Origin of the sequence: Oxobacter pfennigii, assembly GCF_001317355.1 — a bacterium.
GTDB classification, from domain to species: domain Bacteria; phylum Bacillota; class Clostridia; order Clostridiales; family Oxobacteraceae; genus Oxobacter; species Oxobacter pfennigii.
Window position 1 is genome coordinate 133,727 of record NZ_LKET01000028.1, and the last position, 23,987, is coordinate 157,713.

A 23,987-nucleotide genomic window follows, 5' to 3' on the forward strand; every position below is an offset into this window, starting at 1 on the left:
TCCTCCTAAGCCCTAGTTCTGTATACATCTTTTATACCGGATATTTTTCTGAAATCCTTCATAATTTTCTCCAGCTGTTCGGTGCCGTTAATCTGCAGGGTCAGGCTTATGAATGCCATCCCATCCCTTGAAGTACGTGCATTTATGGCTCTAACCAAGGTTTTTGATAATGTAAGTATATTGGTAATCTCGGCTAAAAGCCCTTGTCTGTCATTGGCTTCTATTTGTACATCTGCCTGATATTCAGTACCATGTACTTTTGCCCAGCTGACTTCTATCATTTTTTCATCATTTTGGCTTAACTGCTCTATAATATTCTGGCAATCTTTTCGGTGAATGGATACTCCCCTTCCCTTTGTGACATATCCAACTATTTCATCACCGGGAACGGGACTGCAGCACTTGGAAAACCTTATCATAATATTATCTGCGCCTTTGACTTCGACGCCTGCAGTGCTTTCCTTCTTCTTTTTTTGCGCCTGCTTTTCCTGAGCGGCTTTTTCAAGGGCTCTCCAATCATTGCTTTCCTGTTTTACGGTCTTATTGTATTCATCCTTAAGCCTTGTTATTACCTGATTTGGGGATATACCTCCATAGCCTATGGCAGAAAAAAGGTCGTCAACCTGCTGAACATTGAACCTTTTTAATACTATTTCCATCCATTCCTGCTTTGCCAGGTCGCTGTAATTATATCCCTGCCTCTTTATCTCCTTTTCAAGGATTTCCTTACCTTTTGAAGCGTTTTCTTCTCTGTTTTGTTTTTTAAACCACTGCATTATTTTATTTTTTGCCTGGGAGCTCTTTACTATCTTAAGCCAGTCTCTGCTCGGTCCTCTGCCGCTTGATGTGGTCTGTATCTCTACAATATCGCCGGTCCTTAATTTATAATCAAGAGGAACCATTTTCCCGTTTACTTTTGCGCCTATGCATTTATTTCCTATATCAGTGTGTATCCTGTAAGCAAAATCAATAGGAGTTGAATCAACAGGCAGGTCAATAACAGAGCCCTTTGGAGTAAATACAAAAACTTCATCGGTAAAGAGCTCTATTTTAAGTCCGTCCATAAATTCTTTCGGATCCCTTGTATCATCCTGCCATTCCAATATTTCACGAAGCCAAACAAGCTTTTTGTCAAAAGCATCCTCCTGATCGGAACCCTCTTTATATTTCCAATGGGCAGCGATACCGTATTCAGCTGTCCTGTGCATATCCCAGGACCTTATTTGAACCTCAAAAGGTTGTCCTTCAGGACCGATTACTGTGGAATGAAGCGATTGATACATATTAGGCTTAGGCATGGCTATATAATCCTTGAACCTGCCGGGTATAGGCTTCCACAAGGTATGGACAATGCCCAAAGCAGCATAGCAATCCCTTACTGAATCAACGATTATTCGCAGTGCCAAAAGATCAAAAATCTGCTCAAAATTCCTGTTTTTAAAAACCATCTTTTTATATATACTATAAAAATGCTTAGGCCTGCCGTCTATATCTGATTTTATACCGGCAGAATCAAGCCTGTCTCTTAAAGTTGTAATGACCTGCTCTAAGTACTCTTCTCTCTCCGTTCTTTTATGAGCAACTTTTTCTACCAACTCGTAATATTCTGCCGGATGAAGATATCTTAATGATAAGTCTTCAAGTTCCCATTTGATTTTGGATATACCAAGCCGGTGAGCAATAGGTGCATATATTTCCAGGGTTTCCTTTGCTTTGGACTTTTGCTTTTCCTGAGGTAAATATTTTAATGTCCTCATATTATGCAGCCTGTCTGCCAGCTTTATTAATATAACCCTTATATCCTTTGCCATGGCTAAAAGCATTTTGCGTATATTATCTGCCTGCTGTTCCTCTTTTGTTTTATATTCTATCCGTCCAAGCTTTGTAACACCATCAACAAGATAGGCAATCTCTTCATTAAAGTTTTCCTTGATATCGTCATAGGTGTATTTTGTATCTTCTATGACATCATGAAGAAGGCCGGCAGCAACAGTACAGGTATCAAGACCTAACTCAACCAGTATTCCGGCAACATGAATAGGATGAGTCACATAGGGTTCTCCGGACTCTCTTACCTGAGTTTTATGTGCTTCCTCTGAAAATGCAAATGCTTTTTTGATAATTTCTTCATCACATTTCGAATTATAGGTTTTTATTTTACTCAGCAGGTCGTCAAGCATATTAGCCCTCTTTTCCAGGATTAAAACTATGGCTGGTAAACCTACCAGCCATCTGATTTATAGTATATTATATACTATTTGTTCATAAAGTGTAAACTATTATATAAATAAGCTTAACTACAGGTCATATTTAACCAACGAGTGGACTCGATAAGGCGAGAGCTTCTCTTTCCCTTTAAGCTCTGTGAGCTCAATTATAAAATTGAAGGATACGATTTCGCCTCCCAATTGCTCTACCAATTTGGCTACGGATTGTATTGTTCCTCCCGTTGCGAGCAAATCATCAATGACAGCCACCCTTTGTCCTTTTTTTATAGCATCCTTATGTATTTCCAAGGCATCTGTGCCATATTCCAATTGGTACTCAATCTTTAAGGTATCATAAGGCAGCTTGCCCGGTTTTCTTACAGGCACAAAACCGGCACCCAGTTCATAAGCAACAGGCGCTCCTATGATAAATCCTCTGGCTTCAGGCCCTACGATAATATCTATATTTTTATCCCTTAAATCTTCAGCAATTTCTTTAATTGTATATTTAAATACATCCTTATCATCAGTAAGAGTGGTTATGTCTTTGAAACTTATACCTTCTTTTGGAAAGTCTTCAATTATTCTGATTTTCTCCTTAATATTCACTATTATACCCCCTAGCCATTTGATATATATATTTTAAATTATTTATATTCTCCTTAATAGTATCAAATTTTTTAATTGTTGCAGATAAAGATAAATCTGTTTCTAGCTCTTTATTAACTCTAAAGGCCATAAATCCATCCTTTAATGCTGCAATTGATATAGTTCCCAGCTCATTTAAAACCTTTAGGCAATAATATACTGAAAGAATATTCATAGATAAAGCCTTTGATATGGTTTCAACGCTTTGCTTATCTCGTCTGCGGTTAATACTTTTTTTGATATATGAAAATAAATATTCCAACTTGTCCCTTGAAGGCTCAAGAGATTCTATAAACTCAACATCATGAACAACATCTTTGCATACTATATAAAAATTTATTCCGTCTTCATTGTCAAACCATTCATGGAGAACAAAATCCCAGTCAAAGATGTTGTCCAATATATAAATACCATGAAAAGCCTTAGCATTAATTGAACTCAAATCTCCGTTTGCCAGTATTACTGTATCATTTATAATTAAAGAATCATTATCAAATAGAAGTTCACAATGGCTGTAATTATCAAGGAGATATTTTAATATATTAACATTATTAACTATTATTAAACTCTTTTCGTTGCTTATTTTCTCCATTAAATCATCCAAAGACAAATCAATAATGTAATCGGTAAGGACCTCTATTTCATCGTATTTATACTTATCCATCTTATCGATAACCGGCTTTAAGGAACGGTAAAAATTTTCCTCTATAGTCTTAAAAGGTGACTTTCTCATGTCTTTAACAACAAACTGCAGGCTTTCTCTTCCATTCCATGTATTCTTCCCAAATTCACAAACTAAATCGATACAATTATTTTTACTGAATTCATCTATAGTATGTCCTAAATTAAAAGCTATTCCATCAATTGTATTCTTATTATCTTTTAAACGGATTTTTAAATGTTTATCCTTATCTCCCACAGTTCTTATATCATGTATTCTTGTTTCCTTATAGGCAAATACAGGGGCGGGATTGCCCACTCCAAAGGGCTCCAATAGCTCAAGCTTATTTGCAAGTTCATAATTCAAATCATTTTGATTAAGCTCCCAATCTATATTTATAAAGGGAATTAAATCTTTCTTTAATATTTTTCTCCTTGCAATTTCATTTATTTTTTCTTTAAATAAAGCAAGATTACCGTTTTCTAAGGTAAGCCCGGCCGCCATATCATGGCCGCCGAACTTTAGCAGTAAATCAGAGCATTCGCATAAAGCCTCATATAAATTAAAACCCTGAATGCTTCGTGCCGAACCTCTGTATAATTTTCCCTCTTTGTTCAATAGTATTGTGGGCCTATAGTATTTTTCAACAATCCTTGATGCAACAATGCCGACGACTCCCATATGCCAGCAGTCTGACTGCAGGACTATTACATAATCTTTATCATCATATGTATCAGATATCAGTTTTTCCCCTTCTATAAATATAGCTTCTTCTATTTGCTGCCGCCTTTTATTTTCATCATTTAATTTGGCAGCGATTTCCATTGACTTTTCAATGGAGTCATTTATAAAAAGCTCCACACCTATATTGGCATCTGAAATTCTTCCTATGGCATTTATTCTGGGAGCCATGAAAAAACTTATGTGGGTTGTATTTAACTTATCCCTGTCTATTTCTGCGCATTTTAATAATGCTTGAATTCCATAATTTCTTGTATTTTTAATAGCTTCAATTCCATATTTAACTATAATCCTATTTTCATCAAGGAGAGGAACAATATCTGCAACAGTACCTATACAGGTTAAGTCAATATAATCCATAATATTAAGATCAAATATGCTTGCTAATGCCTGAATCAGCTTAAAAGCTACGCCAACACCGGCTAAGTATTTAAAAGGATACAAAGAATCCTGTCTTTTAGGATTAATAACTAAAGCATCGGGCAGAATCTCGGAACATTCATGATGATCAGTAATTATTATATCAACACCTTTTTGTTTACAGTAAAAAGCCTCGTCCAAAGCGGTAACACCACAGTCCACGGTAATTATAAGACTTGCTCCTTTGTCTACAATATCCTTTATGGCGTCTATATTAAGCCCATAACCCTCATCTATACGACTGGGTATGTAAAAGCCTATATCAGCCTTAAGCTTTTTAAAACAACGGTATAGTATGGATGAGCTCGTGATACCATCAGCGTCATAATCACCATATATGATAATTTTCCCTTTAGCGTCTATATGTTTCTTTATTAAATTAATTGCTTCTTTCATATCCGGAAGAAGAAAAGGATCATAAAGTTTTTTAATATCGGGTTCTAAAAACTTATCAATGGATTCTTCATCTGCAATACCGCGATTATATAAAATGTTTTTTATAATACTGTCTACTCCTAACGCATCATTTACATTATTTATATTTTGTTTATTCTTTATTATCCAGCGTTTTTTTTGCATTTCTTCTCCCCCGTTACAAACCTATACATAAATATTATATTTTATATTAAATCTCAGTTCAATTTAATAATGTTTAAGCAAATAAAAAAGAGGTGTTTCCACCTCTTATGCATTTACCAGTCCTTTTTTAACATTGCTTCTTTTCCTCAATATAAGCCATATTGGAGTGGCTATAAATATTGATGAATAGGAACCGCTTGCTATACCTAAAATGAGAGGCAGTGCCAGCTCTTTTACAGCACTTACTCCTATAAAATATAAAGCGGTTATAGTAAACAATGTAGTTAAAACAGTATTTATTGAACGGGAAAGAGATTGGGTGATACTTGCATTAGCCAATTCTTCCAGAGAAGCTTTCCTATTTGTTTTGGAATTTTCTCTTATCCTGTCAAAAATAACTATTGTATCATTTATGGAATATCCCACAACCGTCAATATAGCAGCTATAAAGGCTGAATTAATGGGAATCTGTAAAACTGCATATACTCCCACAGTAAATAAAATATCGTGGATTAATGTTATAATGGCAGCAATTCCAAAATTAAGCTCAAATCTTACGGCGACATATATAAGCATTGCAACTGAAGCTAAAATTATGGCATAAAGTGCATTTCGGCTTAGCTCAGCACCTATTGAAGGGCCGACTGTTTCTGTTGACCATGATGAAGAATCTATTTTATATAGTGTGTTGATTTCATTTTTAAGGCTTTCTACCTGCTCATTTGTTATGGAACTGCTTCTTATCATGATTCCTGTTGCGTCAACAGACTGCACCGATGCATCACTTACATATTTTGCAGCTATCTCTCTTATCTCTTCTGTATTTACTTGCGTTTTTAAATCTACCTGCATTATGGTACCGCCAGCAAAATCTATTCCTAAATTAAGTCCTCTAAAGATAAGGAATCCCAGTCCGATTGCAATAACAACAACAGATATAGTAATCCATAGTCTGGACTTTTCGACAATCTTTAACATATCCTGCTTCCCTCCTATGCTCCGTAAAGTTTTTTATTGGAAAATGCTTTGATATCCATAACAAGTTTCAGCAGGAATCTTGTTACTATTACCGCAGTAAGCATACTTGCTACAATACCTATAACCAAAGTTACGGCAAAGCCCTTTACCGGACCGGTGCCTAAGGCAGCAAGTATAGCTGCAGCTATGACTGTAGTAACGTTACCGTCTATTATTGAAGTTAAAGCCCGATCAAAGCCTGAATTCAATGCAGCCTTCAAGGTTTTTCCAAGTTTAAGTTCTTCTTTTATTCTTTCAAATATAAGAACATTTGCATCCACAGCCATACCTACAGAAAGCAGGAAACCTGCAATAGCTGAAAGGGACATGGTTGCTTTAAGAGCAATATATGCATATAAATTTATTAGTATATAAACAACAAGGGCAATGCTGGCTATAACACCTGGCAGTCTGTAATAGGCTATCATAAATATCATTACAAAGAGTATTCCTACAAATGCTGCCTGAACGCTTCTTGCAAGGGCATCAGTTCCGAGTGTGGGGCCTATGGTCCTTACAGTCAATGGCTTTAAGGTGACAGGCAAAGCTCCGGATTTTATAAGGGAAGCAATACGTTTTGCTGTTTCTGTTGATTCCATTCCTGTAATCCTTGCATTACCGTCGGTTATGTGAGCCTGAACCGTCGGTGCGGATAGCAGGTCTTCATCTAAATATATGGATATTTCCTGTCCTATGTATTTTTGGGTTGCATCTGAAAATTTCTGTTTTCCCTCTTCATTAAACTCAAGGCTTATCTGTGCCCGGTTGTATTCATCAAAAGTAACATAAGCATCCTTTACATCCTTACCGCTTAATATTTCATCACTATTTGGTCCTACAAACTTCAAATAGCCTGTCTGTCCTATAAATTCCAGAGCTTTCTGTTGGTCATACATCCCGGGGATTTCTATCCTTATTCTCCTGTCTCCTTCTTTTTGGATGGTAGGGTCTACAACTCCAAACTTGTCAACACGTTCCTTTATAAGCTGTACAGTCCTATCCACCGTTTCTGCATCTACATTGGCATCCTGTATTTCTTCAATAACATAAATTCCGCCTTTTAAATCAAGGCCTTGCTTGACTTCTCCGCCTAAAGCTTTTACGTTGTAATCACCCAGCTTAAGGCCATAGGCACCGGTGTAGGATAAAAAAGCTACAACCGCTATTATGATTAATAATATGACTGGACTTCTATGTTTCATTGGTTTACCCCCTTGTTTCCTCTTTTTTTCACAAAGTTTATTATAGTACACTTAAAATGTACAGTCAATATGAGCAAGCTGTAACATGTTAAAATATGTCTACTCTCTGTTGTTTCTTAAAAACTGTGCAGCCTTTATTGTCAATGCACATTCCACTCTTTTTTTCTGCATCTCACAGCCTAATTTATAAGGCATTAATATATTGCCGTTAAAATTATAATTATTGGCCTGACAGCCGCCGCTGCAATAAAACTTTGCCCAGCAATCAGAGCAGCTTTTTTTATTGTACACGTGGCCATTCTTGAATTCATTTATTATTTCATTATTTATTATTCCTTCATTCAGAGTTCCCATTTTATATTTGTCGTTACCGACAAACTGGTGGCAGGGGTATATATCACCTTCCGGAGTTACTGCTATGTACTCAAATCCGGCACCGCAGCCCGATATCCTTTTATAAATACAAGGCCCTCCATTTATATCTATAGCAAAATGATAAAATTTAAATGCGCTGCCTTTTTCCTCTCTTTTTATAATTTCATCCGTCAGCATTTCATATTGTTCAAATATTGTATCAAGATTCTCTGGTTTTAAAGAAAGCTCATCTCCTTCGGGAAGTACAACGGGCTCAATTGAAATTTCATCAAAACCGTTATTTGCAAGCTCCATTACATCATTATAAAAATCAAGGTTTTTAGAGGTAAATGTACCTCTTACATAATATTGTTTTTTATTTCCTCTTCTATTAACCATTCTCTTAATTTTGGGCAGAATATCATCATATGTACCTTTCCCATTGGCATTTATTCTTATACCATCATTTACTTCTTTTCTGCCGTCAATACTTAGAACAACATTTGTCATATGAGTGTCAATATATTCTATAATTTCATCATTAAGCAATGTGGCATTTGTAGTCATGGTAAATCGCATTTCCTTATTGAATTCCTTCTCCTGTTGCCTTGCATATTCCACGATAGCCTTAATGGTATTAAAATTCATAAGGGGTTCTCCGCCAAATAAATCCACTTCAATGTGTTTTCTAGGTCCGGAATTTTTAATGACAAAATCAATAGCCTTTTTCCCAACTTCTTGTGACATTAAAGATTTATTCCCTTTGTAACCTCCTTCATGTGCAAAGCAATATTTGCATCTTAAATTGCAGTCATGGGCTATATTTAAGCACATTGCTTTTATGAAGAATTGCTCATTATCATTCTTAGCCACATTTTCATATAAATCCTCGCAATATAGAAGGCCGCTGTCTTCTAAGTTTTTTATCTCATCTATCGCTTCTTTAATTTTATCTCTTTCATACTTACTTATAAATTTATCTATTATAGACTCCTCGTCCACTTTTTTATAATCATCAATGATATCATAAATGATATCGTCTATTATATGAAATGACCCGCTGTTTACGTCTAAAAGCATTTTAATGCCATGCTGATCAAATTTATGAATAATAGCCATTTTACCCCCCTAAAATATTAAACAGCAGTAACAATATTTCATATTATTACTGCTCCTTTTAGCTTATAGGACTTATTATTTGTTTTCACAAGCCAGATTTGCAACAGTACAGGATGTTTTGCATGCAGATTGGCAGGAATTTGCACATTCCTTACAGCCTGGTTTATTTAAGCTGTTTTTGATTGCCGCATTATTTATAGTTTTAATATGTTTCACAAAAATTCCCCCTTTTCTTAAACATTCTGTTAAATTATAGCACAGTTAATCATGAGATTAAAGAGTTATTATTAATCATTTTAAATTTATGCCTATTATGCCCGCAAGAGAGCCTATGACAAAGCCCATGAAGATTCTGAAAAGAATGAGATTGTCGATAAGTATACCTGTTTTAAACAGCATTCCCAGCATAAACAATATGAGCATATACAAAATACCTACTAAAGCACCGTTAAGCCATCCTTTAGACTCCGACTTAACAGCTGAGTATATGCCTGACAGTGCAATGCTTACAAGGGTAATCACCATTACTGCAGTGGGCAGAGTAGTTTCGGAAATGTTTGTTAAAGTTAAGAGCACACCATATATTAAAAGAAATACTATTGATATTATGTATGCTATAAGTATGCTTTTTCCTATTACAACTATTCTGTTTGAGCCTTTTTCATTGTTGAAATTAGTTAAGCTGCCGATTGACAAATTTCTTCACCTCCACATATCCTTATTCAATATTTATGAGAGGTAAAAAATAAATATTACACCCGAATTTTGGTATATAAAAAAACAGCATTAAAATGCTGTTTTTATTCTATGTATAACTATTTCTTTTCAGGCTCGATTGTGGGATTAACAAGGTTGGCTATTGCGCCCCTTGTCATTTTCAATCTGGTCTTTTCAGCTCCGCTCTCCAATATGAAATAATCATCCTGAAGGTTTACTATTTTACCGTAGATACCGCTTCTTGTCAGCACCTCATCTCCTACCTTCAAAGATTCAATCATAGACTTGAATTTCTTTTGTTTCCTTTGTTCCGGCATAATCATAAGCAGATAAAAAATTACCATTACCACTAGCCAAGGTAATAACTGCGTAAGAAATTGATCCATTATGTTCCCCTCACTTTCTTAAATCTCATCTCTATTATAACCATATTTGGCGTAAAATTCATCTCTTAATTTAAGCAAATTATCATCTTTTATAGCCTGGCGTATTTTTTCCATGAGTTTTATAAGGAAATGAAGGTTATGTATGGTTGTTAATCTGGCACCTAAAATCTCCTTTGCCTTAAAAAGATGCCTTATATACGCCCGGCTGTAATTTCTGCAGGCATAACAATCGCATTCGGTATCCATAGGTCTTAAATCCTCGGCATATTCAGCGTTTCTCACCACCAGCTTACCTTGACTTGTGAAAACAGTTCCGTTTCTTGCTATCCTTGTAGGCAATACGCAGTCGAACATATCCACACCTCTTATAGCACCTTCAATTAAGCAGTCGGGGCTTCCGACACCCATAAGGTATCTTGGTTTATTATCCGGCAGCAAATGTACTGTCCAATCCAATACATCATACATAATGGGTTTAGGCTCTCCTATGCTTAATCCCCCTATGCTGTATCCCGGGAAGTCAAGGGCTACCATTTCCTTTGCGCTCCTTTCCCTTAAATCCTTGAACATTCCTCCTTGTATTATGCCAAACAAGGACTGGCGCTCTGTATCCTTATGGGTTTCCTTGCATCTTACAGCCCATCTTATAGTCCTATTAAGTGAGCTTGATGCATAGTCATGTTCAACAGGGTAAGGAAGGCATTCATCAAAGCACATGATTATATCGGCTCCCAAATCGTTTTGTATCTCAATGGCTTTTTCAGGTGATATAAAATGCTTCGAACCGTCTATGTGGGATTTAAAGGTGACTCCTTCTTCTTTTATATCTCTTAAGTTGCTTAAGCTGAATACCTGGAATCCGCCGCTGTCAGTTAAAATTGCCCTGTCCCAGTTCATGAACTTATGGAGCCCTCCGGATTTTTTTACTAATTTTTCGCCCGGTCTCATATATAAATGGTAGGTATTGCTTAAAATAATATGTGCTCCTAAATCCTTTAGCTCATCCGGTGACATGGCTTTTACTGTTGCCTGAGTTCCTACAGGCATAAAAACAGGAGTATCAATAACTCCGTGGGGAGTATGGAGTTTTCCCAGCCTGGCATCGCATCCATTGCTCTTTTTTATTAATTCATAACTTATCGCATCCATTATTAATCCTCCCTGTATCATCGTATAAACATCGCATCGCCAAAACTGAAAAACCTGTATTTTTCATTAACTGCGGTCTTGTAGGCATTTAAAACATTTTCCCTGCCGGCTAATGCACTGACCAGCATAATCAATGTCGACTTAGGCAGGTGAAAATTGGTTATTAAGCAGTCAACAAGCTTGAACTTATATCCAGGATATATAAATATATCCGTCCAACCGGATTTTGCTGATATTCTACCTTCATTATCTGCTGCAGTCTCCAGTGTTCTTGTTGATGTGGTTCCTACGGAAATTATCCTGCCTTTATTCTTCTTTGCATTATTTATAATTTCGGCATTTACATCATCTATGGTGTAGAATTCCGAATGCATGTGATGCTCTTCAATAACCTCTGTTTTAACAGGCCTGAAGGTGCCTAACCCTACATGCAAAGTGACATAGGCAATACCTACTCCTGAATCTTCGATTTCTTTTAAGAGCTCTTTCGTAAAGTGAAGGCCTGCTGTAGGTGCTGCCGCAGAGCCTTCATATTTTGAATATACCGTCTGATATCTTTCCTTGTCTTTCAATTGTTTTTTTATATAATGAGGAAGAGGCATTTCACCCAGTTTATCCAGAACTTCCTCAAAGATACCTTCATATTCAAACCGTATTATTCTTCCGCCTTCATCGGTAGTATCAATAACTTTTCCTTTAAGCTGCCCGTTCCCGAAAATGATGTTTGCTCCTGATTTAGCTTTTTTACCTGGCTTTACAAGAACCTCCCATACATCCTTTTCCAGTCTCTTTAATAATAGGACCTCAATTTTGCCACCGGAGCCTTCCTTTGAACCAAAAAGTCTTGCCGGAATTACCCTGGTATTATTTAATACGATGCAGTCTCCCTTTTTTAAATATGTAATAATATCCTTAAAAACCCTATGCTCTATCTCCCCGGTGTTTTTATCTAAAACCATAAGCCTTGAGGTGTCTCTCTTTTCTAATGGTTCCTGTGCTATTAACTCCTCGGGAAGAAAAAAATCAAAATCATCCAAAATCATAAAATAACCGCCTTAGTAGTGTAAAATAAAAATTGTTTATATATATTATTGGAAACTATTTCTTTAATTATTATAAGGAATTTTAAAGTAGTCATATGCAAGCTTAGAAACTACTCTTCCCCTTGGGGTTCTGTTTATATAACCTATCTGCAAAAGATAAGGTTCATATACATCCTCAATTGTATGGCTCTCTTCTCCTATAGAGTAGGCAAGAGTATCTATGCCGACGGGACCTCCTGCAAATTTGTTTATTATGGTCATAAGCATTTTTCTGTCTATGCTGTCCAATCCCATTTTATCAACCTCCAGCATATTCAAGCCGTCATTTGCCACATTGCAGTCTATAAACCCCGAAGCCTTAACCTGGGCATAGTCCCTTACTCTTTTTAAAAGCCTGTTTGCAATTCTAGGAGTGCCGCGGGAACGAAGAGCCAATTCATTAGCCCCTTGTTCATCGATTCCTATGCCAAGTATTTTGGCAGAGCGTTTTATAATGGTTTTCAATTCTTGAGTATCATACATTTCCAGCCTGCATATTACTCCAAATCTATCCCTTAAAGGAGATGTAAGAAGCCCGGCTCTTGTAGTAGCACCTACCAGAGTGAATTTTGGCAGATCCAATCTTATGGACCTGGCGCTGGGACCTTTTCCAATCATAATATCAAGTGCAAAGTCTTCCATTGCAGGGTACAGTATTTCTTCAACGCTTCTGCTCAAGCGATGGATTTCATCTATAAAAAGAACGTCTCCCGTATTTAAATTGGTAAGCAACGCCGCTAAATCTCCCGGCCTCTCAATGGCAGGACCGGATGTTATCCTCAAGCTGCTCCCCATTTCATTTGATATAATTGAAGCAAGTGTTGTTTTACCCAATCCCGGAGGGCCGTATAAAAGCACATGATCCAAGGATTCTTTTCTTGATTTTGCAGCCTGAATAAAAATGGAAAGCTTTTCTTTAGCTTTCTCCTGTCCTATGTATTCTTCAAAAGTTCTCGGCCTTAAGCTGCCTTCAATTTCAGCATCCTCCACACGCATTTCACTGGTTATTATTCTTTCTTCCACTTTCTCACCTACTTCATAAGGATTTTAAGAGCAGCCTTTATAAGACTTTCCGTATCCATACCGTCCTGTTCTATTTTTCTAACTGCTGTATTAGCCTCGTTTGAGCTGTATCCCAAAGAAATCAGGGCATGTATTGCCTCTTGGATATGATCTCCGGAATTTATATTAGTGTTATAAATTACCTCAGTATCATCTGCTAATACATTATCACTATGGATTTTATCCTTAAGCTCCAATATTATTCTATGAGCAGTCTTGCTCCCTATACCGGATACGGAGGTTAAAGATTTTGTGTCTCCTCCCATTATAGCAAGTCCCAGTTTTATGGGTGAAAGTGCCGACAATACAGCTAATCCTGCTTTGGGGCCTACACCGCTTACAGATATTAAAAGCTCAAACATATCCAGCTCTTCCTTTGAAAGAAAACCATACAAAGCCATTATGTCTTCACGCACATGAAAATAAGTAAAAAGCCTTACCATTCCGCCTATTGCCGGTGCCTTGTCAATAGTTGAAGCCGATACAAATACCTTAAGACCTAATCCATTATTGTCGATTACTATAAAGTCCTTGTCCTTATATTCCAGAACGCCTTTTATATAATAAAACATTCTTCACTCTCCTATTTTACTCTGAAAAGCTCGCCCATCAAATGGGAATTGCCGTGACAAATAGCCACTGCCAGAGCGTCTGCAACGTCATCCGGCTTAGGTATACCTTCAAGATTTAAGAGTATCCTGACCATTTGCTGTATCTGCTGCTTTTCTGCTCTGCCATAACCGACAACGGCTTGTTTAACCTGAAGGGGCGTATATTCGTAAATTCCAAGATTATGTTTGACTGCAGTGAGCATTACTACTCCTCTTGCGTGTCCCACAACTAAAGCAGTCTTGACATTTTTATTGAAGAAAAGCTCTTCAACTGCAAATACATCGGGTTTATATAATGATATAAGCTCCTCTAAATTCTTATGTAAAATCATAAGCCTCTCGGGCATAGTTGATTTTGTATCTGTAGTAATGGCTCCATAAGTAATGGGAGTAAACTTATTTCCCTCATATTTTACAATTCCATAGCCTGTTATGGCAATTCCGGGATCAATTCCAAGTATAATCATTTAATCACCTTACCCAAACATATATTCGACGCAATACAACTATTCCCTTCTATTTTACATGAATTTTATATATGTGCAATAAAAAAGCTTTCCTGAATAAACAATCAGAAAAGCTTCTTATAATTTAATCATAATCACGTATTTTTTCCCACACTTCTTCTTCCGTTTCAACTTCTATACCTGTTTCTAAATTCTTATCTTTGTTTTTGTGGGGAATGGGTTCAAAATCATCACATTTTGTAGCTATGCCATTAGAATCCGTAGAATAAACCATAATATATTTATTCTCCAGCCTTACAACAAATCTGTCAGGAAGATAAGGCAGTTCCCTTATTATCAATATTTTTTCTTTGGTGAAATCAACTCTGCCTTCACCATCAAAAAAATCTTCAACCTGCAGCCTGGTCATATTAACGAGCTCATCAGGAACTATATGGCTCTCGGTTGTTATGGATTTCCCGGTATTTATGGATATAATCTTTTTTTCCAGAATAGTTTGAGGAGTCACCCTCTCTTCATCTGCCATTATATCTATATCTTTATCTTCATCGGATATTGGAAAGTATTTGTAATCCACTTTTTTGCCGGGCTGAGGCAGAGTCTTTTCGCCCAGAATACTGTTTAAGGTTGAATAATACCCAAAACCAAAAGAACCCAGCAGAATTACTAAACAGCTAAGTATCAGCCACAGCTTTTTACGGCCTTTCAAATTAAATACCTCCTATATGTGCAAGGCATAATATGCAATATCTGAATGCGATGCGTAAATGATTTAAATCAATATTTTGTCAATATATCATTTTATCCACATTTAATTTTTATATACATGCTGAAGTCCCAAATCGCCGGGTTTAAAGTGAATAAAAAAAATTCTAAGTCAAATAATAAAATCATAAACAAAATTAAGCTTTTAAGGAGGATATCTATAATGGGAAATAAATCTGATAAAGATAAGCCTATAGGCAGAGTAAAATGCGTAGTGGATTCCTGCGTCCATAACGGAAACGACAACCACTGTATGGCATCATCCATTGAAATAGAAGCAAATAATCCCAGCAGTGCTGAAATAACAGATTGCGCAACTTTTGAACCAAGAGGAATATCCTGAAAAAGTACTAAAAAATCTTAAAATAAGCTATATTGATAAGCCCGCCTTTTTAGGGGGTTTATTTCTTTTTGACCTGAACGAAATATTTCGAACAGCTTTTTATTACTGTCTATTAAAAAACAAAAAAATAAAAAAAGCCTTATATTCTGAGGCTATTTTGATGATGCTTGAGAATCATTATGCGATGGACTATTCTTTTCTGGAATATCCAGAGACTCACATAAACACTCCTCAATGACTTCTGGTGTCATTAACACTGATTCCTTATTCAATTTTTCACCTTCCTTTATTTTTTATCGTTTTTATTGTACACCCATAATAGTTATATATCAATTAAGATAATGTAAAGTTTTTTATCTGTAAAATTACCAACAAAGCCCTTTGATAAAAAGGGCCGGATGGCAATAAAACATGCACACCTTTATATATAATTATTTATTCCTTACATTTCTTTTTGGTATTTAGCCAGATAATATACATTAGAGAAAATAAAGAACAAATAGACTGCCACAAGAGCAAGTACAACATACATATCAACCTGTATCAGCGCAAAAGCGAGCAATATCCCAGCGTAAACAAATATCATCAAGTCGTAGGTCTTAGCTTTTGCCTTATCACTTATTGTGCGATTCCGCTCGTCTTTTTCTTCAATTTCCATTTGTTTTGCAACTTGCGGATTTTGGAGCGCTACCTTATTTTTAATTGCTATACCTAAATTACCGCCGAAAATACCCGATCCAATACCAACGCAAATGTATGGAAAAGTTTTAAGAATTCCGTCCAAATCGGCTGATAATCTTGTTAAAATCAAGCCTGCCGCAAAAATCACAAAACCGATTACAGCCAGTACGATGTACCTGCCTATTTTATATTGTTTCATTTTCCTTCTCCTCCTCATAAATAAAAATTTCCTCAATGCTCATCCCAAAATATCTGGCAATCTTAAAGGCTAAAATGATTGACGGATTATATCGCCCGTTTTCTAAAGAGCCGATAGTTTGCCGGGAAACCTCCAAGGCAGTTGCAAGCTCCTCTTGTCGTATTCCGCGCTGCTTACGGATTTCTTCCAACCGGTTCTTCATGTTATCACTTCCTCTCGTAAACGGAAAGCATACTTTACATTTATAAGTATACCCTCCAGTCTTTAAAATGTCAAGCGTGCTTTCCGTTTTCTTCTTTAAACTCTTTTAATAAACCTTTTAAATAAAAAAAATCACCTGCATATATAAATTAATATATGCAGGTGATTTAATTGTACATCTTTGATTATTCTCCCCAGCCTTCTGGAAACTCTGCATTGTGCCAGACATTTTGTACGTCGTCATCATCTTCTAATCTATCTATCATTTTCTCAATCTTTTCAGCCATATCATTATCAAGAGCTACCATAGTCTGGGGCACCATTGATATTTCTGCAGATACAAACTCAATGCCGCTGTCTTCCAATGACTGCCTTACATTTGAAAAATCCTCAACAGATGTAGTTATTTCAAATACATCCCCATCAGGTGTAAAGTCTTCGGCACCGGCATCTATTGCCATCATCATCACTTCATCCTCATCAGTGCTGTCGGTCTTTTCAACTATCAATACACCTTTTCTGTCAAACATAAAGGTAACGCAGCCTGTAGCACCTAGAGAGCCGCCGCTTTTTTCAAAGGCATGTCTTATATTGCCTGCAGACCTGTTCTTGTTATCTGTAAGGGCCTCAACTATAACGGCCACGCCTCCCGGACCGTATCCTTCATATGTAATTTCTTCATAATTCACATCGCCTAATTCTCCGGCGCCGCGTTTAATAGATCTGTTTATCGTATCCGACGGCATATTGGCAGCCTTAGCCTTTGCAATTATATCCTTTAAACGAGAATTGGATTCAGGATTGCTTCCGCCTTCTTTTGCTGCAACCAATAGTTCTTTTCCTATTTTAGTGAATATCTTTCCTCTTGCTGCATCCTGTTTGCCTTTTCTTGCCTGTATATTATGCCATTTGGAATGCCCTGACATATGTATATACCTCCTAACTTGAACTTGTGAAAATATACTTTCGTCTTCATTTCTTACGATTTTCATAATAATTTTACTGAAATATTATAGCATATAAATCATAATTTACGATACATTATTTTAAGAGTTCCTTCTATTCCGTTAAGTTATACATGTTTTTTTCATACAGCGAATAATACAGCCTTAAAAAGATAAAATTAAAATTAAATAAAAATTAAGGTGAATGTATGAAAAATCATGGTCAGATAATAAAAATATTAATCATAGGGGCGGTTACAGGTTTTTTTAACGGGCTTTTCGGTTCAGGCGGCGGGACAATAGTTGTACCTGCCATGGTATTTCTTTTATGTGTTGAGGAGCAAAAAGCCCATGCCACTGCCATTTCCATCATATTACCTTTATCAATAATAAGTGCTTTTATGTATTTCAAAAACGGCATGATAGATTGGAAGCTTACTTTGAATGTAGCTTTAGGCAGCATGGTTGGCGGCTATATAGGTGCTAAAATTTTAAATAAATTCTCTGCAAATGCTTTGAGAAAGATATTCGGGATTTCAATGATTTTAGCCGCCATAAGGATGGTGATGTAATTGCTTATTTTTTTAGTCAGCATTTTTTCGGGTATTATAAGCGGTATGGGAATAGGCGGCGGAACTATACTTATCCCAGCACTGATCTTGCTCTTTAATACCAATCAGCACATCGCACAAAGCGTAAATCTGATTGCTTTCATACCAACGGCTATAGTCGCATTGATGACTCATATTAAAAATCACAATGTTGAAATAAGGCTGGCCTTAAAACTTATAATTACAGGAATAATAGGTGCAATAGCCGGGTCATATCTGGCTTCTTTAATTTCGTCCGAACTGCTGCGGAAATTCTTTGCAGGCTTTCTTTTTGCCATGGGGATATATGAAATCTGCTGCAAGAAAAAATAGAACCCAATGAAAGTTCTATTTTTATTTATAGGATTCGTCTGCATCATAATAATTTTCTATTACATCAAGTACAGCTTCACCACAAGAAATTTCAGTTATTACATTCATAGTGTTATTAAGGTTCACGCTTTTAACTCTTATATACATGGTTACAACATCTGAATATTCAACGTTTATTATGTTATTTCCCATGGCTGACATACTGTTTTGAATTTTGCCGTAGAGCGTATAATTAACTATGGCCTTAAGCCTTGAATAAGGTGCCATTCTGCATATTCCCGCTTTATGTATGCCCTTCCTTGCAGCTTGCGAATATGCCCTCACCAATCCCCCTGCTCCTAGGAGTATACCTCCGAAATATCTTGTAACCACCACACAGATATTTGTAAGGCCTTCTTTTTTAATTACTTCAAGTATGGGAAGGCCTGCAGTTCCCTGGGGCTCTCCGTCATCATTAGCCCTTTGAATCTCTACATTTTCTGTAACTATATAGGCATAGCAATTATGAGTGGCATCCTTGCACTTCTCATTTATGCTTCTTATAAAATCTTGAGCTTCTATTTCAGTTAAAACCGGCTTTACGGTGCAAATAAACCTGGATTTCTTTTCTATATATTCATCCTGATCTTCTTTTAGTATTGTAAGATATTCCTTCATTTTTACTCTCTCCGACAGCAAACAAATAGGTATATATATTTTTCTTATTTTAGACAAACAAAAGGAGCAGATTTCTCCACTCCCAAGATGTTATGCCAAAGCTAATTGGGTTATCATCTCTTTATATTTATCGTAGGACAACCTAACTAAAGCTTTATCCTGACTGTAAGATATTCTGTCAAGCGCTTCTTCCAGCGTAAAAAAGCAGCCATCCTGGAATCCATCTTCTTTTGAAACGTTAAAACTGCTGTCCAGGGCCTTCATAATATACCAGGTAATTCTGTTGCATACGGGTTTTTTTCTTGTAAAAGAAAAAAATTCGTAATTAGTCTGCCCTGCCGTTGAAATAATCTCTGCTGAAATTCCTGCTTCTTTTTTAACTCTATCAACAGCAACTTCATTTGACAGGTAACCATTACGAATCACACCCTTTGGTAAGACCCATTCATCTTTTTCATTTTTTAACAAGAATACTTTCTCGCCGTCGAAGACTACGCCTCCGGCGCAATTCCTTATCAGCATGGTAAAAGCCCCCTTTCATTTGTCTTAATAATATAATATATTAATTTTACTATTAATTCAATAGCTTTAAGAAATCATTAAATAATTTACATTTTTTTAATATTATAATACAATAATGTTAAAAATATTCAGCAAATAACTTATTTCTCAATAAAAGAAATTTATGATAAGTATTAAATTGTTTTCCATTGGTTACAAGGTAATCTTAAAAAATACTTGGATATAATATACTTAACGGGGGTGAAATTATGATCACAAAGGAAATGTCAATAACCGATGTAGTTGAAACATACCCCGAGACAGTTGAAGTATTCTTAAAGCATGGAATGCACTGTTTCGGCTGAATGGCTGCAAGGTTTGAAAATCTGGAGCAGGGTGCTCTGGCTCATGGAATTAATGTTGAAAAGTTAATGAAAGATCTTAATGAAGCAGTTAAGCAATAAAAGTGGAACGGGACATATGTCCCGTTTTATTTTATATAATTTCATTTATATTTTTAATGAGCACATTTACCCCTTTTTGTATCTTATCAATATCCGTTGAAGCATAGCTTAATCTGAAATATTCACTATGGAGTTTATCTGTATAGAATATGGAGCCTGGAGATATTATAAGACCGCCTTTTAAACTGTAGGAATACAGTATGTTAGATGAAAGCTCTTTATTCAGCTTTAGCCATAAATGCATTCCGCCTTCAGGTTTAAAATAGCTTAAGATATCTGTATTTTTATCTAATATTTCCGTTATAACCTCATATCTCTCTTTAAATATTGCCCTCATCATATTAATATGGTTTATAAACATATCTTTTCTTATAAAAAGGTCAAAGACTCTTTGCATAAAGCCAGAGCTTGAAATATCGGTAAAATGCTTAACAGCAAGGGTTTTTTCTCTTAACTTTGAAGGTACTATTAAGAATCCCAGCCTTATGCCCGGCATAAATATCTTTGAAAAGCTTTTAATAAAAATACATCTGTCGTAAGTATCCATGGATTTTAAGGTAACAGCTTTTTGCTGGCCGAAATAAAGTTCTGATAAATAATCATCTTCTATTATAAAAAAATCATATTTTTCGGCAAGCTGCAATAAATTCTCCTTTGTTTTAAAATCATAAGAATAACCGGTGGGATTCTGAAAATTACTCATCATATATATAAATTTAGGCTGGGTGATTTTAAGAACTTTTATAAGCTCATCAATATCTATTCCCCTATCACTTATGGGAATATCAATCATATTTGCTCCTCTTGATTTAAAGAGGGCAATGGCACCTGTATAGGTGGGGCGCTCGGTTATAATTATATCTCCGTAATCAATCATAACCCTTGAAATTATGTCTATTCCCTGCTGTGCACCGGATATTATCTGTATATTATCTTCAGTACATCTTATTCCTTCATCATTCATATATTGGGCTATGATCTGCCTTAATGGGGCATATCCTAAGGATTCAGTATATCCAAATGCCTGTCCACCGTCACGGTCTAATACTTCATTTACCACTTCTTTAAACCAGGATGTAGGAAAAATACCCCCATCAGGCGTAGAACTTGAAAAATCAAGGGTTGGGGAAGGTTTAGAGACAATGGCTGACGGATTGATATTGAATTCTGTTCTGTTGTTTTCAATGTTAGAGATAGTTTTGCCCTTGTTGATTACATAAATGCCGCTGCCTTCTCTGCTATAAGCATAGCCGTTTGCTTCCAAAAGCTTGTAGGCATTTATTACAGTGCTGTTGTTTACATTTAAGTGTTGTCCCATCTTTCTTATAGATGGCAGTCTATAATTATCGGTTAAAGCTGAATTTTCAATGAGGCTTTTTAATTTCTTATATAACTGCAAATACATTGCTTCCTTTGAGTTTTTGTCCAAATATATCTGCAGATTGGTATCCATTCTTCTTTCCCCCTGAGTTTGTATATTTAATATATATTGTCACCTTTAATCTAAATTGTCAATAAATCATTTAAAGGTCTTTGTTATATTGACAATATCATCGTTATTGCAGGTAGGACAAGTAAATATGTGCTGACAAATATCCGGAGGCTCGCCATCTGCCAAATCCGTTATTCCGTAGCTTAAATAAGGACTGTAATTATCATAATAATCCTGCACCCTTCCCTCATCCTCCATTTTAGTGCCGCATTTTGAACAGTACCTTTGATAATTATTCAATCCGTTGCACAGTGGGCATAAATGCTCCAAATTTTCATCTTCTTTCTTTATTTTCCTTTAAGCATATAATACCCCAAAATCAATATTCAGAAACAAAATCAGTCATGGGATTTTGGCAAAGTAGATAAAACAAGTTTGGTCGCAACCTCTAAGACATCCTCTGAAAGGTCGGTTATATCATATATCAAATTCAGTATTTTTTTTATCTCATGGGTTTTTGAAAAATTTATATTTGAAAGATTAAATGCAGCTACGGAGTAAAAGTCTGCTGCAGTAGCTAATGCGGTGAGAATGCCTATAACTGGACTGACTTCAACTTCTATTGCAAATCTCAAGGATGGATTCAATCCCAGTCTTATTACCTGATCTCTTATATCATTGACTGCTGTTAAAACAGCAAGAATTCTTCCAAGTTCGCCTGTTATATTTACAATTGCTTCTTCTCCACCCACAGCCGCCGGAAACTCAGCTGCTAATTCCTCTTCGCCTATCAATGCAGGGATGTTCAAATCACGGTCTCCCGCCGGCTGAGGTATATCGTTAGGGCCGTCCATATAGACACCTCCCTCTACATATAGCTATTCATTTTAATAATATTCCGGTGGCAATAAAAAATTACTTAATTTATAAACCGTCAAGTAAATATATAAACGAAAATAAAAAGGCATGCTTAAACATGCCTTTACCATCTTCCTGTTGAGCCTCCGCCGCTTGAGCGTCCTCCTCCAAAGCCGCCAAAACCTCCGCCGGAACGTCCGCCACCGCCGAAGCCTCCGCCTCCTCCACGGAATCTGGAGCTTGCAAGGATATAGAAAATAAGTCTTATAATCCTGAATTTTAAAAACAGACCATCAAAAGCAAAAAATAATATAATTGCTATTATTGCCGGCAGATTTGAAGTCCTGGGACTTGGAACATTTCTTTCTTCAACCTCATAATCCCTAGATAAGGAAACTCCGTATTCTTCTGCCACCCTGCTGCATATTTCATAATACCCCTTTAACAAACCGTTGTCATAATCACCTTCCATAAAATAGGGTATTATTATTTCGTCTGTTATCCTGTGGGAGATAGCATCGGGGATTCTGCCTTCTAAACCATCTCCCACTTCTGTTCTGATAGCTCTGTCCTCAGGGTCCATATTCACTAGGATTAATAATCCGTTATTTAATTTTGCATCCCCAATACCCCATGCTCTGAATAATTCATTAGCATATTCTTCGATGGTTATATCGGCAGGTAGCTTATCCATTGTTACGACTACTATCTGAGCGTTTGTCTTATTATCAAGCTCCTGCCCCATTAAAAATATATTCTGCTCTGTTTCATTGCTCAAAATATTGGCATAATCATTTACATATCCGTATTCGGTAGGCTTCGGAAACGTAAGGGAGCTTTGGGCTTTTGCCGCAAGTGGCAGTATAAATATCAGTATACTTAAGGACAACAATACCCTTTTTATTTTTAACATTTAAATCTTCCCCTTAGAAATTTACTTCAGGAACATTTTGACTCTGAGGTGAAGCTTCAAAATAAGGCAATTCTTTATAACCGAAAATGTTTGCGATTATAACTGTAGGAAATCTTTTAATGCTTGTGTTGTAATCCTGAACAGCCGTATTATAATCCTTTCTTGCAACGGTAATCCTGTTTTCGGTGCCTTCTAACTGAGCCTGCAAATCTCTGAAGTTGGCGTTAGCCTTTAAATCAGGATAGTTTTCAACAACTACCAAAAGCCTTGATAAAGCTGAGTTTAACTCGTCGTTGGCATTCAACGCCTCCTGAGTGCTTGCTGCACCGGCAAGCTTGCTTCTTGCATCAGCAACACTTTGTATAACTTCGCTTTCATGGGCTGCATATCCTTTAACTGTGTTAACAAGATTAGGTATTAAATCTGCCCTTCTCTGAAGCTGTGTTTGTATATTGCTTTGCTGTGTTTTTGCTTCTTCACTTTTACTGACCAATCCATTATATGTTCCTGCTATCCACATTCCCAGGACAGCAATTATTGCGATTATTACTACTATGGGCATAAATTTTGACTTCATTTTTTTACCTCCTCATATACTTATGACCAAAATACTTTATAAAATTTATTTCGTAAATTCCACGTTGAAATCATTATAGCATTCATTTATTAACAGGCTATAAACTG

30 protein-coding genes are annotated in these 23,987 nt (G+C 36.2%); 5 read left to right on the forward strand and 25 right to left on the reverse strand.

All coding sequences use genetic code 11. The features are described from left to right. Positions 1-5 precede the first annotated feature (5 nt). From OXPF_RS07235 to OXPF_RS07305, 15 genes are all read right to left on the reverse strand, one after another. On the reverse strand, positions 6-2,180 hold the full coding sequence (locus tag OXPF_RS07235; protein ID WP_054874531.1) for a RelA/SpoT family protein: 2,175 nt from the start codon (positions 2,178-2,180) through the stop codon (positions 6-8). Between the two features lie 117 nt (positions 2,181-2,297). Further along, positions 2,298-2,816, reverse strand: a complete 519-nt coding sequence (locus tag OXPF_RS07240; RefSeq protein WP_054874532.1) for an adenine phosphoribosyltransferase — start codon at positions 2,814-2,816, stop codon at positions 2,298-2,300. Beyond that, on the reverse strand, positions 2,806-5,256 hold the full coding sequence (gene recJ, locus OXPF_RS07245; RefSeq protein ID WP_054874533.1) for a single-stranded-DNA-specific exonuclease RecJ: 2,451 nt from the start codon (positions 5,254-5,256) through the stop codon (positions 2,806-2,808). The genes OXPF_RS07240 and recJ overlap by 11 nt, the downstream gene beginning before the upstream one ends. A gap of 105 nt (positions 5,257-5,361) precedes the next feature. After that, complete coding sequence (secF, locus tag OXPF_RS07250) at positions 5,362-6,234, reverse strand: protein translocase subunit SecF (protein ID WP_054874534.1); 873 nt, start codon at positions 6,232-6,234, stop codon at positions 5,362-5,364. A gap of 14 nt (positions 6,235-6,248) precedes the next feature. Beyond that, positions 6,249-7,475: a protein translocase subunit SecD gene (gene secD / locus OXPF_RS07255; RefSeq protein WP_054874535.1), complete on the reverse strand. Its 1,227-nt coding sequence runs from the start codon at positions 7,473-7,475 to the stop codon at positions 6,249-6,251. 99 nt (positions 7,476-7,574) lie between these two features. Next, on the reverse strand, positions 7,575-8,948 hold the full coding sequence (gene scfB, locus OXPF_RS07260; RefSeq protein WP_054874536.1) for a thioether cross-link-forming SCIFF peptide maturase: 1,374 nt from the start codon (positions 8,946-8,948) through the stop codon (positions 7,575-7,577). Between the two features lie 75 nt (positions 8,949-9,023). Then, positions 9,024-9,164 carry a six-cysteine ranthipeptide SCIFF gene (gene scfA / locus OXPF_RS07265; protein WP_054874537.1) on the reverse strand — a complete coding sequence of 47 codons (141 nt, stop codon included), beginning with the start codon at positions 9,162-9,164 and terminating at the stop codon, positions 9,024-9,026. A 75-nt stretch (positions 9,165-9,239) separates the two neighbouring features. Further along, on the reverse strand, positions 9,240-9,644 hold the full coding sequence (locus OXPF_RS07270) for a TIGR04086 family membrane protein (protein ID WP_054874538.1): 405 nt from the start codon (positions 9,642-9,644) through the stop codon (positions 9,240-9,242). A 119-nt stretch (positions 9,645-9,763) separates the two neighbouring features. After that, positions 9,764-10,051 (reverse strand): preprotein translocase subunit YajC, encoded by a 288-nt coding sequence (yajC, locus tag OXPF_RS07275; RefSeq protein ID WP_054874539.1) that lies wholly within the window; start codon positions 10,049-10,051, stop codon positions 9,764-9,766. 18 nt (positions 10,052-10,069) lie between these two features. Further along, the gene (gene tgt / locus OXPF_RS07280; protein ID WP_054874540.1) at positions 10,070-11,200 is read right to left on the reverse strand and encodes a tRNA guanosine(34) transglycosylase Tgt; all 1,131 of its coding nucleotides are present in this window, start codon (positions 11,198-11,200) and stop codon (positions 10,070-10,072) included. Between the two features lie 17 nt (positions 11,201-11,217). After that, a complete protein-coding gene (gene queA, locus OXPF_RS07285; protein WP_054874541.1) occupies positions 11,218-12,243 on the reverse strand; it encodes a tRNA preQ1(34) S-adenosylmethionine ribosyltransferase-isomerase QueA in 1,026 nt (341 codons plus the stop codon). A 63-nt stretch (positions 12,244-12,306) separates the two neighbouring features. Continuing rightward, positions 12,307-13,278 carry a Holliday junction branch migration DNA helicase RuvB gene (gene ruvB / locus OXPF_RS07290; protein ID WP_054874654.1) on the reverse strand — a complete coding sequence of 324 codons (972 nt, stop codon included), beginning with the start codon at positions 13,276-13,278 and terminating at the stop codon, positions 12,307-12,309. A 35-nt stretch (positions 13,279-13,313) separates the two neighbouring features. Continuing rightward, on the reverse strand, positions 13,314-13,916 hold the full coding sequence (ruvA, locus tag OXPF_RS07295) for a Holliday junction branch migration protein RuvA (RefSeq protein WP_054874542.1): 603 nt from the start codon (positions 13,914-13,916) through the stop codon (positions 13,314-13,316). An 11-nt stretch (positions 13,917-13,927) separates the two neighbouring features. Further along, the gene (ruvC, locus tag OXPF_RS07300; RefSeq protein ID WP_054874543.1) at positions 13,928-14,422 is read right to left on the reverse strand and encodes a crossover junction endodeoxyribonuclease RuvC; all 495 of its coding nucleotides are present in this window, start codon (positions 14,420-14,422) and stop codon (positions 13,928-13,930) included. A gap of 124 nt (positions 14,423-14,546) precedes the next feature. Then, positions 14,547-15,131, reverse strand: a complete 585-nt coding sequence (locus tag OXPF_RS07305; RefSeq protein ID WP_054874544.1) for a hypothetical protein — start codon at positions 15,129-15,131, stop codon at positions 14,547-14,549. Between the two features lie 219 nt (positions 15,132-15,350). On the opposite strand from OXPF_RS07305, the gene OXPF_RS07310 reads away from it, so the two are divergent. Both OXPF_RS07310 and OXPF_RS22405 read left to right on the forward strand, forming a co-directional pair. Next, the gene (locus OXPF_RS07310; RefSeq protein ID WP_054874545.1) at positions 15,351-15,530 is read left to right on the forward strand and encodes a DUF1540 domain-containing protein; all 180 of its coding nucleotides are present in this window, start codon (positions 15,351-15,353) and stop codon (positions 15,528-15,530) included. Further along, positions 15,508-15,768, forward strand: coding sequence for a hypothetical protein (locus OXPF_RS22405; RefSeq protein WP_054874546.1), 261 nt, complete (start codon positions 15,508-15,510; stop codon positions 15,766-15,768). Before OXPF_RS07310 ends, OXPF_RS22405 begins: the two co-directional genes overlap by 23 nt. A 204-nt stretch (positions 15,769-15,972) precedes the next feature. Here OXPF_RS22405 and OXPF_RS07320 read toward each other — a convergent pair whose 3' ends face one another. From OXPF_RS07320 to OXPF_RS07330, 3 genes are all read right to left on the reverse strand, one after another. Further along, positions 15,973-16,410, reverse strand: coding sequence for a hypothetical protein (locus OXPF_RS07320; protein ID WP_054874547.1), 438 nt, complete (start codon positions 16,408-16,410; stop codon positions 15,973-15,975). Beyond that, positions 16,397-16,612 carry a helix-turn-helix transcriptional regulator gene (locus OXPF_RS07325; protein ID WP_054874548.1) on the reverse strand — a complete coding sequence of 72 codons (216 nt, stop codon included), beginning with the start codon at positions 16,610-16,612 and terminating at the stop codon, positions 16,397-16,399. The genes OXPF_RS07320 and OXPF_RS07325 overlap by 14 nt, the downstream gene beginning before the upstream one ends. 184 nt (positions 16,613-16,796) lie before the next feature. Continuing rightward, complete coding sequence (locus OXPF_RS07330) at positions 16,797-17,537, reverse strand: YebC/PmpR family DNA-binding transcriptional regulator (protein WP_054874549.1); 741 nt, start codon at positions 17,535-17,537, stop codon at positions 16,797-16,799. A gap of 227 nt (positions 17,538-17,764) precedes the next feature. On the opposite strand from OXPF_RS07330, the gene OXPF_RS07335 reads away from it, so the two are divergent. Together OXPF_RS07335 and OXPF_RS07340 are read left to right on the forward strand one after the other, a co-directional pair. Continuing rightward, the gene (locus tag OXPF_RS07335) at positions 17,765-18,127 is read left to right on the forward strand and encodes a sulfite exporter TauE/SafE family protein (protein ID WP_054874550.1); all 363 of its coding nucleotides are present in this window, start codon (positions 17,765-17,767) and stop codon (positions 18,125-18,127) included. Beyond that, complete coding sequence (locus tag OXPF_RS07340) at positions 18,128-18,478, forward strand: sulfite exporter TauE/SafE family protein (protein WP_054874551.1); 351 nt, start codon at positions 18,128-18,130, stop codon at positions 18,476-18,478. It begins immediately after the preceding gene. Positions 18,479-18,499: 21 nt separating this feature from the next. Here the strand turns inward: OXPF_RS07340 and OXPF_RS07345 are convergent, their stop codons facing one another. Together OXPF_RS07345 and OXPF_RS07350 are read right to left on the reverse strand one after the other, a co-directional pair. Continuing rightward, positions 18,500-19,135, reverse strand: a complete 636-nt coding sequence (locus tag OXPF_RS07345; protein WP_054874552.1) for a YigZ family protein — start codon at positions 19,133-19,135, stop codon at positions 18,500-18,502. A 90-nt stretch (positions 19,136-19,225) separates the two neighbouring features. Further along, on the reverse strand, positions 19,226-19,657 hold the full coding sequence (locus tag OXPF_RS07350) for an NUDIX hydrolase (protein ID WP_054874553.1): 432 nt from the start codon (positions 19,655-19,657) through the stop codon (positions 19,226-19,228). Positions 19,658-19,905: 248 nt separating this feature from the next. On the opposite strand from OXPF_RS07350, the gene OXPF_RS07355 reads away from it, so the two are divergent. Next, the gene (locus tag OXPF_RS07355) at positions 19,906-20,100 is read left to right on the forward strand and encodes a DUF1858 domain-containing protein (protein WP_083479743.1); all 195 of its coding nucleotides are present in this window, start codon (positions 19,906-19,908) and stop codon (positions 20,098-20,100) included. Between the two features lie 31 nt (positions 20,101-20,131). Here OXPF_RS07355 and pdxR read toward each other — a convergent pair whose 3' ends face one another. From pdxR to OXPF_RS07380, 5 genes are all read right to left on the reverse strand, one after another. Then, positions 20,132-21,553 carry a MocR-like pyridoxine biosynthesis transcription factor PdxR gene (gene pdxR, locus OXPF_RS07360; protein ID WP_054874554.1) on the reverse strand — a complete coding sequence of 474 codons (1,422 nt, stop codon included), beginning with the start codon at positions 21,551-21,553 and terminating at the stop codon, positions 20,132-20,134. Between the two features lie 66 nt (positions 21,554-21,619). Then, the gene (locus OXPF_RS22410) at positions 21,620-21,832 is read right to left on the reverse strand and encodes a hypothetical protein (RefSeq protein WP_160317173.1); all 213 of its coding nucleotides are present in this window, start codon (positions 21,830-21,832) and stop codon (positions 21,620-21,622) included. A gap of 98 nt (positions 21,833-21,930) precedes the next feature. After that, positions 21,931-22,386 carry a hypothetical protein gene (locus OXPF_RS07370; RefSeq protein ID WP_054874556.1) on the reverse strand — a complete coding sequence of 152 codons (456 nt, stop codon included), beginning with the start codon at positions 22,384-22,386 and terminating at the stop codon, positions 21,931-21,933. A gap of 128 nt (positions 22,387-22,514) precedes the next feature. Continuing rightward, on the reverse strand, positions 22,515-23,303 hold the full coding sequence (locus tag OXPF_RS07375; RefSeq protein ID WP_054874557.1) for a TPM domain-containing protein: 789 nt from the start codon (positions 23,301-23,303) through the stop codon (positions 22,515-22,517). 13 nt (positions 23,304-23,316) lie between these two features. Beyond that, a complete protein-coding gene (locus OXPF_RS07380; RefSeq protein WP_054874558.1) occupies positions 23,317-23,880 on the reverse strand; it encodes a LemA family protein in 564 nt (187 codons plus the stop codon). Between the last annotated feature and the right edge of the window lie 107 nt (positions 23,881-23,987).